The organism is Scytonema sp. PRP1, from assembly GCF_036697665.2.
GTDB classification, from domain to species: domain Bacteria; phylum Cyanobacteriota; class Cyanobacteriia; order Cyanobacteriales; family Nostocaceae; genus Kalymmatonema; species Kalymmatonema gypsitolerans.
Map to the genome: position 1 here is coordinate 125,147 of NZ_JBAHYJ020000113.1, position 13,491 is coordinate 138,637.

Sequence of the window (13,491 nt, forward strand, 5' to 3'; positions counted from 1 at the left end):
CATTCCCAGGTGCAACCTGGGAACGAGAAGACAAAAGGAAATGTCTTAACTCAACCGTATTGCCCCATCACCCTCTATGTTCTTGCAAAAAAGTCTTCACAGTTTGGTTAAAAGCTTCAGGCTGCGTTAAAAACGCCCAATGATTACCGGGAACTTGACAAATTCGTAAATTTTTCAGATAGGTTTTGTAAGGTTGGAGTTGCCAATCTTTGCGGTTAAGTCCTTTTTCTGGCTGTACGAACAGAGTAGGGATGTGAATTGGGACTGTAAAACCGGGAACTTGCATCACTTCCTCAAAAATTCCGTCACGGGCTGCAATGGTAAATTTAGTACCCCAACTTCCATCGGGTTTTTGTTCAATCCCTGCTTGAAAGACTTGCTGTTGTAAGCTACTCCATCCTTGGAATTGATTTAACTGACGCGCTTGCTGTTGTGCTTCCTCGTAACTGGCAAATGGTCCCATCCCTTTGAGAAAGGACAAAAATTGGTACAAAAAGGGAAATGTTACCTTTAGGAAACTGGGTATTTTCCAAATAAAAATTGGATCAATTAGAACCATACTGCGTAAACGTTGAGGATGAAGCCTTGCCCAAATAACAGCTAATTTACCTGTCCACGAGTGAGCCACAACATGAGCAGATGACCATCCCAAGCTATCCATGAGTGCTTCTAAGTCGGCGATCGCACTCTCAAAACTATAATCCTTTTCTGGCTTGGTACTCTCACCATGACCGCGCATATCTGGCGCAATTATATGATAATCTGGCGCTAGATCATCTCCTAAGCTAGACCAAACCAAGGCGTGGTCGGCTAAGCCGTGTAAGAGTAGTAAAGGTTCTTGACCTTGGTTCCATTCTAAATAAGAAAGTTGGATATCAGGCTTCGATAAGGTTTGACGTACAGGTAACATGGCAGATCCATCGGTGAACAGACAGCTTAACTAGAAATGGTACTGCCAAAAAACGCGCGCACCCTGCAAGGGTGTCGGCGTCTTGCGTACGGCGATCGCTGCAATCAAGGGCGATTTTACACTATAAAAATAATATGAGGATTCGTAAAAAACGTAACGCCCTGCGTCAATCTCTTGCAGTGTTCCGGTACAGTGGACGGGCTGTAAGCTTAGTTTGGACCACTAGCCACTTTCTAACCATTATTCTTGCCACTTTAACTTTAGTGGCAGGTCTTTTACCAGCTGCTGTAGCTTACCTTGGTAAGTTAATCGTCGATGCTGTTGTTGCTGCTTCTCAAATTAATGCATATGATAACCATTTTGTCAATAGCAATCGTCCCTTAATATACGTGGGATTAGAGGCGATCGCCGTAGCCGCCCTTGCAGGTAGTCAGCGAGGACTCTCTGTTTGCCAGTCCTTATTGCGGATGCTACTTGGTCAACGGGTAAATGTTCTCATCCTAGAAAAGGCGCTGACACTTGATCTCACCCAATTTGAGGACTCGGAATTCTACGACAAATTGACAAATGCACGGCGAGAAGCATCCATTCGTCCCCTATCTCTAGTAACCCGCACCTTTGGCTTAGTGCAAAGCGCCTTATCACTTGTGACTTACGGCGTTTTGCTGGTGAAGTTTCCATTTGGGCAGTGCTGATGCTGATCATAGCAGCTATGCCCGCATTCTTTGCCGAGACGAAATTTGCGGGAGAAGCCTTTCGCCTCTTTAGCTGGCGTGCGCCGGAAAGCCGCCAGCAGCATTACTTGGAAACCTTGCTTGCTAGAGAAGACTTTGCCAAGGAAGTGAAACTCTACCAACTAGGGGAAATGCTGCTAGGACGTTACCACAACGTCTTTAATAGACTCTACGGTGAAGACCGCGAGTTGACACTGCGGCGGGGGCTGTCGGGTTATTTGCTGAGTTTGTTGAGTACCGTAGCCTTTTATGTGGCATACGCTTGGATTGTGCTGGAGACAGTTGCGGGTAGAATTTCCCTAGGGGACATGACGATGTATCTTACCGTATTCCGCCAAGGGCAATCTACATTTTCCGGTGCCTTGACTTCCATCGGGGGAATGTACGAGGATAACCTGTATCTTTCCAACCTCTACGAGTTCTTAGAAGAGGAAGTGCCAAAACCAAAAGGTAAAGCGACCAAAGGCATAATCCCTAAAGACGGAATTCGCTTTGAGAACGTATCATTTACTTATCCAGGAAGTTCGCAACCTGCATTGAAAAACATTTCGCTACACCTAAAACCGGGAGAGAAATTAGCCATTGTGGGTGAAAATGGTTCTGGTAAAACTACGCTTATTAAGCTTTTGACTCGACTTTACACCCCAGACAGCGGACGTATTCTACTAGATGGTTTAGACTTGCAACAATGGGATGTAGATGTGCTGCGGCAACGCATCGGGGTGATTTTCCAAAACTTTGTCCGCTACCAGTTCACCGTTGGTGAGAATATCGGCGTGGGAGATGTGGAACGCATGGAAGACAAAGCCCGATGGCAAACTGCGGCTGAAAAAGGCATGGCGCTTCCTTTTATTGAACATTTGCCGGAAAACTTTCAGACTCAGCTTGGTAAATGGTTCAAGGGGGGACAGGAACTTTCTGGAGGTCAGTGGCAGAAAATCGCTCTTGCACGTGCTTTTATGCGAACGAATGCAGATATTCTGGTTTTAGATGAACCAACATCAGCAATGGACGCCCAAGCAGAGTTTGACATTTTCAATCACTTTCGCGCCCTGACCAAAAATCAGATGGTATTTCTGATTTCTCACCGTTTCTCTACAGTGCGGATGGCTGACAAAATTGTCGTTATCGAAGCTGGGGAAGTTGTGGAACAGGGAACTCATCAGGACTTGTTGCAAGCAGGAGGGCGTTATGCAACTCTGTTTTCGTTGCAAGCAGCAGGATATCAGTAGTGTAGGGGAAGATCAGGTGATGTTTCAAGTAGGGGCACAGAGCAATGCTGTGTGCCCCTACAAAAAACCTGTAGCTATATTGAGTTTTGACTAAAATTTGGGACTATCTGCGATGAAATTGATATTTGACCCACCGATTTCTGTGAAAATCCAAAAGATGAAGGAACGGGTACGGTGGCGATATCCGAGTATTGTCCAACGTAGGATTGACCAAACCAGCATGGTTATAGATGATGGCAACTCGGATAATCCAGAATTCTCGTTTATAGTTATAGGTGATAGTGGCACTACGGAGCATCAGGGGCATCATCCCCAACGGCAAATTGCTGAATTGATGCTTGCTCACCAGGAAGAGTGCCGTTTTGTGCTTCACACGGGTGATGTGATTTATGTGGTGGGTTCTCATGAGTATTACCCGACCAACTTTATTGAACCTTACCGCGAGTTTCTTGTCGGTGGCGAAAACCCCAAACGCATTTCCTACGATCGCATGGTGTTTAACCTGCCAATTCTACCAGTGCTTGGTAATCATGATTACTATGATGTGCCGTTGATGTATCGGTTGCTTGCCGGAAGCACACTATTACTGCGTCGTTTCTTCCGCTACAAAGATATAGAGATTGGTTGGCATGGATCTTACCAAGGCGACGCCTATGCACGGGCATTTCTTGATTATATGGCGACGTTCGCCCCTGGTGAACAGTTAGAAGATCACTTAGACAACCATTACACCGCCACGATTGACACAGGGCGGTGTTTGCGTTATAAACCTGGAGGTTTCACCCGCTTACCTAACCGGTATTACACTTTCCGTTACGGCGGAATTGACTTTTTCGCCCTCGACTCGAATACTTTTAACGCACCATTACCACTTCCAGCCACGAAAGAAGGAGAAGCCGAACGCCGTGAATTGGTTCATCGCCAGCATGAGATAGAACAAGAGGAGATGCAAATTCTCGAAGCTTGCTCTCATCTCAACCCGGATGTTCCCGAACAAGCCGAACAACTTGATGCCCTCAAAGCTAAGTTATACCAAATCGACGAGATAAAAATCGACATTGAAAAACAATTAGAATCCCATAAAGGGTCATCTGTAGATTTTGAACAACTTAACTGGCTCAAACAAAGACTTATTCAATCTTGGAATACTCAGGAGGTGCGCGGACGTATCATTTATTTTCATCATCCTCCTTACGTCACTGAGAAGACCAAATGGCGTCAAGCGCAAACGTTAGCAGTTCGTCGCCGTTTGCGTTGGGTTTTTGATGAAGTCGCAGACACGCTTGGTTCCCTGACTAAAGGGCGTCCGATAGTCGATTTAATTTTGAATGGTCACGCGCACTGTCTAGAACATCTCCGCACCGTGGACACTGGACACGCTGACTCGTTTATCAACTGCATCATCTCTGGTGGTAGCGGTCATTACCCCCGGCGTCAGCGAAAGGAGGGGTCAGAATTGATGGAGACTTTTGAGGATATTGCAGGTCATCCCAGCCGTAAAGTTGCAGACTCACTGTTATTTGTTGGTCGCAATGGTTACGATGGTCAAAAGCGTCTTCCCTACTCGTTCGTACGAATTGATGTCAAAGATGGTAATCCACCCAAGTTTATTGTAAGACCGTATGTAGCTGAACGGTTTCAAGGAGAGTGGAGCGATCGCCAACTGGAACCGTTTGTCATTTGAATGTTGAGGTATAGTCCAGATTCTGCACCGTTGTCGTGTCATATAGCAAAAGCTGTGGCTAACCAAAGGGCGATGGCGCAGACTGTCCGATAGGGGCGATTGGTCACAGCGCGGTGCCTTCGGCGATCGCAGTACTTAGATCGGCATTTGTGACCCAGATTTGTCTTCATTAGACAAGATTGCGGAATGTGAGTTCCATCTGTGTCCATCTGTGTCCATCTGTGGTTCATTATTCTTTTTTTTAGAATGAATGCAAGAAATCTATTCTTCGTATATCATTTTTTTAGTCATGCCACCGTCAATCACGAAATTCTGCCCAGTAATAAACTCTGCTGCATGAGAAATTAAATACTCAATCATAAAAGCGACATCCTCGGGTTTGCCAACTCGACCTACTGGATGCTGAAGATGGTCAATCTCTGTTAATTCTGGCTCCTTTCTTAAGGAAGACTTACGCCATTTACTCACATCAATCCATCCCGGACTAATACAATTGACTCGAATGTCTGGTCCAAGACTAATAGCTAAAGCATGGGTAAGAGCAACAATGCCTCCTTTTGAAGCGGCGTAGGCTTCTGTATTTTTCTCTGATTGAAGCGCACGAGTCGAGGCAATGTTAATAATCGTTCCCTTCGATTGACGTAAGTAGGGAATGGCATACTTAGACAACAAAAAACAGCCTGTCAAATTAGTTTGTATAACTTTGTGCCAATCTTCTAATGATAAATCTTCAACAGGAGCATTGTTTGGGTTAGATATACCAGCATTATTAATCAGTGTATCAATGCGTTGAAATTTCTCAATTGTGGTTTCAATACACTGCCGTGCAGAGTTTTCGATGGAAACATTTGTTTCAATAAATAACAAAGATTCTTCAAAGCAATGAAATTCTTGCAGGCATTCTTTTCCTGCTTCACTATCAATATCTGCTATCACAACTCGATTACCACAAGAAAGTAAATGCTGGCTAATACATTTACCAATACCTTGTGCGCCACCCGTGACTATTATAGTTTTGTCCATGAATATATAGCGCTATAAGTCATCAACCTGTAGCTGAGATAACATTCCACGAGTTTGTAACCTATGGAGGACTAACAAGCCTACAAGGACTTATTAGAATCAGTCTAATGCTAAATGGAACCATTTATGCGTATTCATCATCTCAATTGCGGCTGTATGTGTCCGATTGGTGGACCGCTCTTCGATGGCTTTAGTCGCGGTCCAACAGCTCGCCTCGTCTGCCACTGCTTGCTCATTGAGACAAATCAGGGACTCGTTCTCATCGATACTGGCTTCGGTCAGCGCGATATCAACGCACCGGACTCGCGCCTCAGCCCGTTCTTCATTCATTTCAATCGCATCCAGTTTGAGCAAAAATACACAGCGATCGCTCAGATCGAACAGCTTGGCTTTTCTGCGCGTGACGTGCGCCATATCGTGCTGACCCACCTTGATTTCGACCATGCCGGTGGTCTGGAAGATTTCCCCGAGGCGACTGTACACGTAATGCTCTCTGAGATTGAGGCTGCGCAGGATCGGCGGGGCTTCATCGGATCGCAGCGCTATCGTCCAGGACAGTGGGACGAGGTCAAAAGCTGGAAGTACTATTCGGCAGCCGGCGAACCTTGGTTCGGGTTTGAGGCAGTGCGCGATCTCGAAGGACTACCACCAGAGATTCTCCTCATCCCGCTCGCAGGTCATACGCGAGGTCACGCCGGCATCGCCATCGAAACGCCCGAGGGTTGGCTCCTACATGCAGGCGACGCCTATTTTTACCGACACGAGATGGGATCTACCAAACCGCGCTGCACACCCGGTCTGCGTGCCTACCAATGGATGATGGAAGTGGATCGCAAGGCTCGGCTGTACAATCAAGAGCGGCTACGCGCGTTATCGCTTGACCGCAGTAAGGGTGTACGCCTCTTCTGTAGTCATGATGCGATCGAGTTCAAAGCATTCACCGACCAGTAAGCGCGAGTACCAAAACTAGAAATTTCATCTATATTGGTACCACCATCAATCCTCATCTTCCTAACCCAGCCCGTAAGTGAAGTTACGGCTTTCATACCGCTGGCGGCAGTTGATTCTAAATCTGTGTACCTTGCCTTAAGCCGCCTCTGCCGTCTAGATGTGTGGTTTGATGTAAAAGAAATCAACTGTTGCAAAAGGTTTCATGAAACCTAAACCAAAATATCATTTTTTACCTTTCACTCTAATTATCCTGCTGATACTATGCTACTTGCTGCTTCACCCATCCAGGGTAGCGATCGCAGCCTCTGCATCTTCTACTGTTTACGAACAGCGACTGATCCACAGTCCAGATGGTATTGGTAAATTTTACATGGGTCGAGAGATAGCCAAAGTCATGGGGCATACAGGAGCTCTTTGGCTGGAACGACCAAGCCGAGAGGCTGAAGAACAGCCAAGCAAAGTTGTCAACGCCCTCAATCTCAAACCTAACAATGTTGTGGCAGATATTGGTGCTGGAACAGGGTACATGAGCTTTCGTATTGCTCCCCTCCTCACAAAAGGAAAAGTGTTGGCTGTGGATATTCAACCAGAAATGTTGGATATTATTGAGTTTTTGAAAAAAGAGAACAATGTCACAAACGTTGAGCCTATCTTGGCAACCCTGACAAACCCTAATCTACCACCCGAAAGCGTTAACCTAGCTTTGATGGTGGATGCATATCACGAATTTGAGAATCCAAGAGAGGTGATGCAAGGGATTTTTCGGGCACTCAAACCAGGTGGTAAAGTAGCGCTGGTTGAGTACCGGGGTGAAAATCCCTTTATTATGATTAAACGACTGCACAAGATGAGTCAAAGACAAGCACAAAAAGAAATGCAAGCGGTTGGTTTAGTTTGGCGTGAAACCAAAAACTTGTTACCACAGCAGCATTTGATGGTTTTTGAGAAACCCCAGGCACAATAGTACAAAATTCACCTATTGCAACCGCAGCCTATAACTCACACGGATATTACAGACTATTATCTGCGTCCAATGCTTTGTGCATCTGCGGTTAAAATCAGTTTTCATAGTTAAGAACCAGGTGGAATAAGGCTAGCAGTTTTGGTGTTACTATCCCAAACTATCCAGCCGAATTGATTATTTAAATCAGTCGCACTATTTGTGACTTTAAAATTAATCTTTTCACCGTTTCTAGTTTCAACAGTGAAGTCGGCATTTTGAGCATATATCACCTTAAAACCTCTGTCTCGTAGGCAATACATCGCCCAAGCTTTTAATGATTGCTTGTATGGTTCGTGTGGAATGGGAGGCTTTTTAATCGCCTCTTCGATCACTTGAAATGTTTTTGGATCAGCCATTGGTTATCTTACCCTCCTTCCCCTACCTTATGGATCACAACGAATTTCAATCATAAAGCCATCGGGGTCATAGAAGTACACGCCTCTACCAGTAGGACGGGTGACTGGTCCGTGAGCGATCGCTATTTGATTTTCTCTTATAACTTCGACCGCTTGCTCAAACAACTCAGGAGCAATGTCAAACGCCAAGTGATATGCTCTGGTAAAAGTACGTTCTGGGTTTGGGTCTGGCGGTGGTAAGTCTGGTTCCCAAAATAAATCGAGGATTGTGCCATCCGGGGTGACAAAGTTAGCCACTTTCCCTTGTGCTACTAAGTCTACAAGGGTTGCGGGAACTTCATCACCAATCAATTCGTGCAAACCTAGAATAGTACTGTAGAAGTGCCGAGAGGCTTGCATATCGTGGACGTTGAGAGCTATGTGATGCACTCGTCGCAAATCGCCCAAACTCAGGGCACTCTTTAGGGATTGGGTACTTGATAGCATGGCGCAACTCAATTTACTGACTGAGGTAGAAGCTATACTCAATGATATAAAAAGCTGGCTCTATTAACTAGCTACTATACCTCTGTGATCGCTCAAGTTTATCAATATTCTGCTTGTCATTCAAATTGCGGGCTCTAGCCTTCTGTATGACCAGCAAGTGAAATTACCTCTGTATCCCACAGGGGTAATTTCTAATTATTACATATTCCATTTCATATAAAATTACCCATCAGCTAATAGTACATTTGAGCAATCATTAAATGCAAAGTTATTTATATACTAAACCTGATTCTTTATATTACTTAACCAAATACTTTATTTACCTTTTTTCAAAGTTTTTTACTGATTTTATCTAAGCTTTTCCTGAGGACATATACTACTATAAATCAAAAATATAGCAACCATGAATTTGATTTTATACCAATACTAAAGTACAAAATATTACTACCAAAAGAAACCAAATAAAAAACTATAATTCTGTCCAATCAGGTATGCTACCAAATTAAAGAGACACGGTAAATATGCATATTTATGTACGCCTGTAGATTATAACTTGAGACAGACTGTTTCATTTAATATGTATATCCTTAGAGCGGTTAACTTATTGTTTGTAATCGTTAAATTGACGAGTGAAAACAATTTATATCAAATAAGCGTCAAACCTTTTTGATTTAAGGAGACGATTGGCATGGTTGAAAGCAGGCAGGGTTCAGATAGGCAGAATGTAAACGCTAACAGCATCAGCACAGGCCAACCTTATGCTGGTTCAGCAGGCACAAGCACAGATGCAGGGGTGTCGAGAATCGAAGATGCCAACCGCATTATAATTGGTCAACCGGGCGCAGGTTCAGCAGGCGCAAACATCGGTGCTGATGCATCTAGAAGCGTTGATGTTAACAGCATCAGCACAGGTCAACCTTATGCTGGTTCAGCAGGCACAACCACGGGTGCAGGGGTGTCTGGAAGCAGTATCAGCACAGGTCAACCTTATACAGGTTCAGCAGGCACAACCACGGGTGCAGGGGTGTCTGGAAGCAGTATCAGCACAGGTCAACCTTATACAGGTTCAGCAGGCGCGAACGTCGGTGCAGGGGCATCTGCACAGGTAAATGCTTCCTCTGGGGGTCAAGCTGGTGCTCAAGCAGCAAACGGAGGCATCAATCCTCTAGTCACTAGAGCGCTGATAGGTGGACTGATTGGTGGTACTTTGGGGTCATTAGCTGCTGCTTTTGCTGGTCAAAGAATAGCTAAGGGCTTTAACGTTGCTGCAAAAGGTATAGGAGAAGCTGCAAAGACAATAGGTGGCGGTCTTAGCCAAACAGGAAAAGGTTTAGGGGAAGCGGCAAAGAGTATTGCTGAGGGTGCTACCGAAGCTGTTGTAGGTGGTACAGTAGACACGGCAAAGGGTGTCGCTGAGGGAGCCAAGCAAGCCGCACAAGGTGCAGTGGACGTAGCACAGAATACAGCGCAGGCTGTGGGTGATGTAACTAAGCAAGCCGTAGCAGGTACAGCAGACGCAGTACAGAGTACAGCCCAGGGTGTTAGCCAAGCTGTACAAGGTGTAGCACAAGGTACAGCAGACGCAGTACAGTATACAGCCCAGGGTGTTAGCCAAGCTGTACAAGGTGTAGCACAAGGTACAGCAGACGCAGTACAGTATACAGCACAAGGTGTTAGCCAAGCCGCACAAGGTACAGCGAACGCAGTACAGGATACAGCAAACAGAGCCGCTGAGGGAACTAAGCAAGCCGCACAAGGTACAGCGGACGCAGTGCAGAATACAGCCCAGGATTTTAACCAATCTGTACAAAGTGCAGCACAGAAAGCTCAGCCATCTGAAAATCAGGGCAATCAATATCAAGGCTGGATAGGTGCAAGCAACCAGCAGAGCAACAGTAATGAAGTCCAGATGGATCGTACGCCGACGATCTACATTTCAGCACCAGATCCGATAGACGGACTTGACGACAATCCAGTTACGCCTGTAGTTGATCCAATATCTATAGACGGTGGAATGTCACTAGATGCTGATGAAAAAGACCCGCTTGAGGAAGAAATTGCTCGGTTTACCGATTACAACAGATAGGAAACTGAGATCCCAAAGGTTATCAATAAAACCTAGACACTGTAAAGACGGGATCCTCTTTTAAATAAAGGTAGTCCTATAGGACTACCTGTAAACACAACAACCTCGCAAGTTATACGATATAGTTTTTTCGGCTTAGACCCAGCCAAATTAAGGAAAAAGGTCTAAGTGTCGCAGTGAAGCGTTGTGTAACTAGATGCGAACGAACCAGTTTTGGCACGAAGGAAACGATTATTATGCATGCGAACCAGCAGCTTTTGGATCAACCTCAAGGAAATATTGATCTAGCTACAGATCAACCTGATGCTTATCAAGTAGGTCAACAGACAAATAATGGGTTATCTAAAGTAGCGATTGGAGCGCTTATTGGTGCTACGTTAGGCGCAATAGCTGGGGCTTTAGCTATTGAGGGTACAGCCCAAAAGGTTAACCAAACTGTAAAAAATGTAGGCGACAAGGTAAAGAATACAGCTCAAAATTTTAACCAAAATGTACAAAGTGTAGGGGACGCAATAAACACTATCGCTGTGGGTGTTAACGACACCACAAAAGATGTAGGGCAAAGCGTCAGAGGTTCAGCTTTAGGCGTTAACGAGACTGTAAACAATACAGTGACTGCTGTTAAGACTACAGCGGTAGGCGTTACCGACACGGTAAACAATACAATGGACATCGTCAAGAATGCAGCACAAGGTGTTAGCAACTCTGTTACAAATACAATGGACGTAGCCAAGAGTGTAATTCAGCATGACACGCCATCTGCTACTCAGAGCGCTAACGTACCTAACGTAGCTAACGCACCTAATGACCAGACGTCTTACATGTTAGTCCCAGTAGAAAACCAGAAGTGAGTTCTTGAGCAAACTATCCCGATCTACTGAATTTTAATTCTTGTAAAGGGTGCGGCAAAACAGAAATGTCTAGCAGCTTAGGGCGACTATTAGCGTAGGGTGGGCAATCTCCACCCTACGGATTTACTTTATCTATCTTTTGGCACTTATTAATTGCTCATTGGCAGCAATGTAGGAGGATATACCTCTTTAGGTTGGTTGTAGTCTTACTGATGATTGATAAATTAATCATAAATAACTAGCTGCTTCAGTTAGGCGTTATGCTGTCTTGGTATAAAGGAGACAATTAATTACGATGGGTCATTACAAGCAGCCTATTGATAAGCATGACGAAAAGGCTGAACGCATTAGGGAGCTACCTACAGCTTATCGAGCAGGTACAGGCATAGGTGGTGGGTTAGTTGGAGCAGCGATTGGTGGTTTACTCGGTCGCCGAGTTGGAGGAGTTTCTGGTGCTGTGGTGGGCGCAGTAGCTGGCGCTTTGGTTGGTAAGGGTACAGCTCAGCGTGTTAACCGCACTGTAGAAAGTGTAGTGGACGCAGCTAGGAGTGTAGCTGAGGGTGTTAATCACTCTGTAGTCGATGTAGGTAATGCATTAAAAGATACAATTGACGAGGTGAAGCCCTCTGTCGTCGGTGTAGTGGATGCAGTAAAAAATACAGTCGAGGAGGTGAAGCCCTCTGTCGTCGGTGCAGCCAAGAGTGTAGCTGAAGGTGTTAACTACAGTGTGAACAGTGTAAGCAATGTAGGAGAAGCATTAAAAGATACAATTGACCAAGTCAAGCCTTCTCTAATAGGTGTAGTGGACGCCGCCAAAGGTACAGTTGAGCAGGTTAAGCCCTCTGTCGTCGGTGTGGTAGATGTTTTGAAAGATACGGTTGAGCAGGTTAAGCCCTCTGTCGTCGGTACAGCCAAGAGTCTAGCTGAGGCTGTTAACAATGTTAACGGTATATCAGATACATTAAAAAATACAGAAGAACAGAACAACCCCTCCGTCATAGGTGAACAGGATGCTACAAAAGCTACACCAGAGGGTGTCAACCACAGTATTAGTGATATTCTAAATGCATTAAAAGATACTATTGACCAAATCAAGCAATCTATAATAGCTGTGGAGGAAAGCGCCACAGATACAGATGAGGAAGTCAAGCTGTCTGGTAATCACAACAACAAGATACACGAACAGCTGGTTACGGATCATCTGTCGAGGTCAAGCAAGGATCATCCTGTTAGTGATGATGTTATATCGTCTAAGAGCCAACAATACGAAGAACCCACGCCACCAGCAGTACCCGTTATAGCACCACCACCTCCCACTCCTTTGCTAGCGACACACACAACAGAAGATTTTTTTACTAAGGAGTTGAGGGTATTTCAAGAGAATAGTCAGCCATCAGAGCAACCTGAGATTGAAACTGATATTAGTGAACAAGTTGCTCAAAAGTTAAATGATTTACAACAGCCTCAAAGTTTTCAAGAAATAGACTCAAAAGAGCTTAAGACTTTTCAAGAAATAGACTCAAAAGAGATTGAGTTTAAAGAGATTCAACAGAAAGAAAAAGAATTTCAGTATCAACAAGAAACGACTCAACAGCTTAAGCAACCAAGCATTCAACCACAGACTGAAAAAATCCAAAAAACCACTGGAATTATTGTAGGCTCAGTTATTTTAACTTTGATGGGTGTAACCTTTGGATTGAGTCCAAAACAAAATCCGTTAGTCATAAAAAAATCATCAGCCTTTTCTCAGATACCTTCAAGACCAGAAACAACACCGGAAATAACTCTAGAAAGAACTCCAGAAAGAACTCCAGAAAAAAATGCGGAAATAATGACTAATGGTTGGATTTTTATAGGTAATATTAACAAAGCCTCAGATTCAGAATTGGTTGGAAAACCTCTCATCAAAAATTTACAGTCTACTGATTCACCAGTTGTTCCATCTGTAGGGTCGGTAGTGACTGTAAATGTTGAACCAGGGGTGACGTTAAGGGACAATAGACCACAAGCACCTAACTTTAGTCCTGAAGAACAAAAGGCTTTAGCTATTCTGAAGCCTCAAGAGAAAGTGAAGATTCTTAAAGTAGAATTGATCAAACCTCCCACTACCACTCAGTCATCAACAAAAGTTTGGGCAAAAGTCTATAGATGTGGTAGTGGTTGCTTGTAATCTCA

Annotated in this window: 10 protein-coding genes and 1 pseudogene; 7 read left to right on the forward strand and 4 right to left on the reverse strand. The window is 44.6% G+C overall.

The genetic code is table 11. The annotated features are described in order from the left end of the window. Positions 1-67: 67 nt before the first annotated feature. A complete protein-coding gene (locus tag V5G28_RS30040) occupies positions 68-910 on the reverse strand; it encodes an alpha/beta fold hydrolase (RefSeq protein ID WP_332987059.1) in 843 nt (280 codons plus the stop codon). Positions 911-1,044: 134 nt separating this feature from the next. Between V5G28_RS30040 and V5G28_RS30045 the strand changes: the two are divergent. Together V5G28_RS30045 and V5G28_RS30050 are read left to right on the forward strand one after the other, a co-directional pair. Further along, a pseudogene (locus V5G28_RS30045) lies at positions 1,045-2,876 on the forward strand (ABC transporter ATP-binding protein). A 112-nt stretch (positions 2,877-2,988) separates the two neighbouring features. Beyond that, the gene (locus V5G28_RS30050; protein ID WP_332987061.1) at positions 2,989-4,560 is read left to right on the forward strand and encodes a metallophosphoesterase family protein; all 1,572 of its coding nucleotides are present in this window, start codon (positions 2,989-2,991) and stop codon (positions 4,558-4,560) included. A gap of 261 nt (positions 4,561-4,821) precedes the next feature. Here V5G28_RS30050 and V5G28_RS30055 read toward each other — a convergent pair whose 3' ends face one another. Then, positions 4,822-5,583, reverse strand: a complete 762-nt coding sequence (locus V5G28_RS30055) for a glucose 1-dehydrogenase (RefSeq protein WP_332987062.1) — start codon at positions 5,581-5,583, stop codon at positions 4,822-4,824. Between the two features lie 114 nt (positions 5,584-5,697). Between V5G28_RS30055 and V5G28_RS30060 the strand changes: the two genes are divergently transcribed. Both V5G28_RS30060 and V5G28_RS30065 read left to right on the forward strand, forming a co-directional pair. Further along, entirely contained in the window at positions 5,698-6,534 is an 837-nt protein-coding gene (locus V5G28_RS30060; protein ID WP_332987063.1) for an MBL fold metallo-hydrolase, read from the forward strand. A 202-nt stretch (positions 6,535-6,736) separates the two neighbouring features. Further along, positions 6,737-7,498, forward strand: a complete 762-nt coding sequence (locus V5G28_RS30065) for a class I SAM-dependent methyltransferase (protein WP_332987064.1) — start codon at positions 6,737-6,739, stop codon at positions 7,496-7,498. 107 nt (positions 7,499-7,605) lie between these two features. Here the strand turns inward: V5G28_RS30065 and V5G28_RS30070 are convergent, their stop codons facing one another. Further along, complete coding sequence (locus V5G28_RS30070) at positions 7,606-7,893, reverse strand: hypothetical protein (protein WP_332987065.1); 288 nt, start codon at positions 7,891-7,893, stop codon at positions 7,606-7,608. Positions 7,894-7,920: 27 nt separating this feature from the next. Continuing rightward, a complete protein-coding gene (locus V5G28_RS30075; RefSeq protein WP_096565698.1) occupies positions 7,921-8,379 on the reverse strand; it encodes a VOC family protein in 459 nt (152 codons plus the stop codon). A 688-nt stretch (positions 8,380-9,067) separates the two neighbouring features. Here V5G28_RS30075 and V5G28_RS30080 point away from each other — a divergent pair. The 3 genes from V5G28_RS30080 to V5G28_RS30090 all read left to right on the forward strand — a co-directional run bounded on the left by V5G28_RS30080 (position 9,068) and on the right by V5G28_RS30090 (position 13,486). After that, positions 9,068-10,465 (forward strand): hypothetical protein, encoded by a 1,398-nt coding sequence (locus tag V5G28_RS30080; protein ID WP_332987066.1) that lies wholly within the window; start codon positions 9,068-9,070, stop codon positions 10,463-10,465. Between the two features lie 236 nt (positions 10,466-10,701). Continuing rightward, entirely contained in the window at positions 10,702-11,316 is a 615-nt protein-coding gene (locus V5G28_RS30085) for a hypothetical protein (RefSeq protein ID WP_332987067.1), read from the forward strand. A 295-nt stretch (positions 11,317-11,611) separates the two neighbouring features. Further along, positions 11,612-13,486, forward strand: a complete 1,875-nt coding sequence (locus tag V5G28_RS30090) for a hypothetical protein (protein WP_332987068.1) — start codon at positions 11,612-11,614, stop codon at positions 13,484-13,486. The last annotated feature ends 5 nt before the right edge of the window (positions 13,487-13,491 follow it).

Excerpts from the sequence above, each read along its gene's own strand:
- V5G28_RS30040 (WP_332987059.1), bottom strand. The coding sequence starts at position 910 with ATGTTACCTGTACGTCAAACCTTATCGAAGCCTGATATCCAACTTTCT.
- V5G28_RS30050 (WP_332987061.1), top strand. The coding sequence starts at position 2,989 with ATGAAATTGATATTTGACCCACCGATTTCTGTGAAAATCCAAAAGATG.
- V5G28_RS30055 (WP_332987062.1), bottom strand. The coding sequence starts at position 5,583 with ATGGACAAAACTATAATAGTCACGGGTGGCGCACAAGGTATTGGTAAA.
- V5G28_RS30060 (WP_332987063.1), top strand. The coding sequence starts at position 5,698 with ATGGAACCATTTATGCGTATTCATCATCTCAATTGCGGCTGTATGTGT.
- V5G28_RS30065 (WP_332987064.1), top strand. The coding sequence starts at position 6,737 with ATGAAACCTAAACCAAAATATCATTTTTTACCTTTCACTCTAATTATC.
- V5G28_RS30070 (WP_332987065.1), bottom strand. The coding sequence starts at position 7,893 with ATGGCTGATCCAAAAACATTTCAAGTGATCGAAGAGGCGATTAAAAAG.
- V5G28_RS30075 (WP_096565698.1), bottom strand. The coding sequence starts at position 8,379 with ATGCTATCAAGTACCCAATCCCTAAAGAGTGCCCTGAGTTTGGGCGAT.
- V5G28_RS30080 (WP_332987066.1), top strand. The coding sequence starts at position 9,068 with ATGGTTGAAAGCAGGCAGGGTTCAGATAGGCAGAATGTAAACGCTAAC.
- V5G28_RS30085 (WP_332987067.1), top strand. The coding sequence starts at position 10,702 with ATGCATGCGAACCAGCAGCTTTTGGATCAACCTCAAGGAAATATTGAT.
- V5G28_RS30090 (WP_332987068.1), top strand. The coding sequence starts at position 11,612 with ATGGGTCATTACAAGCAGCCTATTGATAAGCATGACGAAAAGGCTGAA.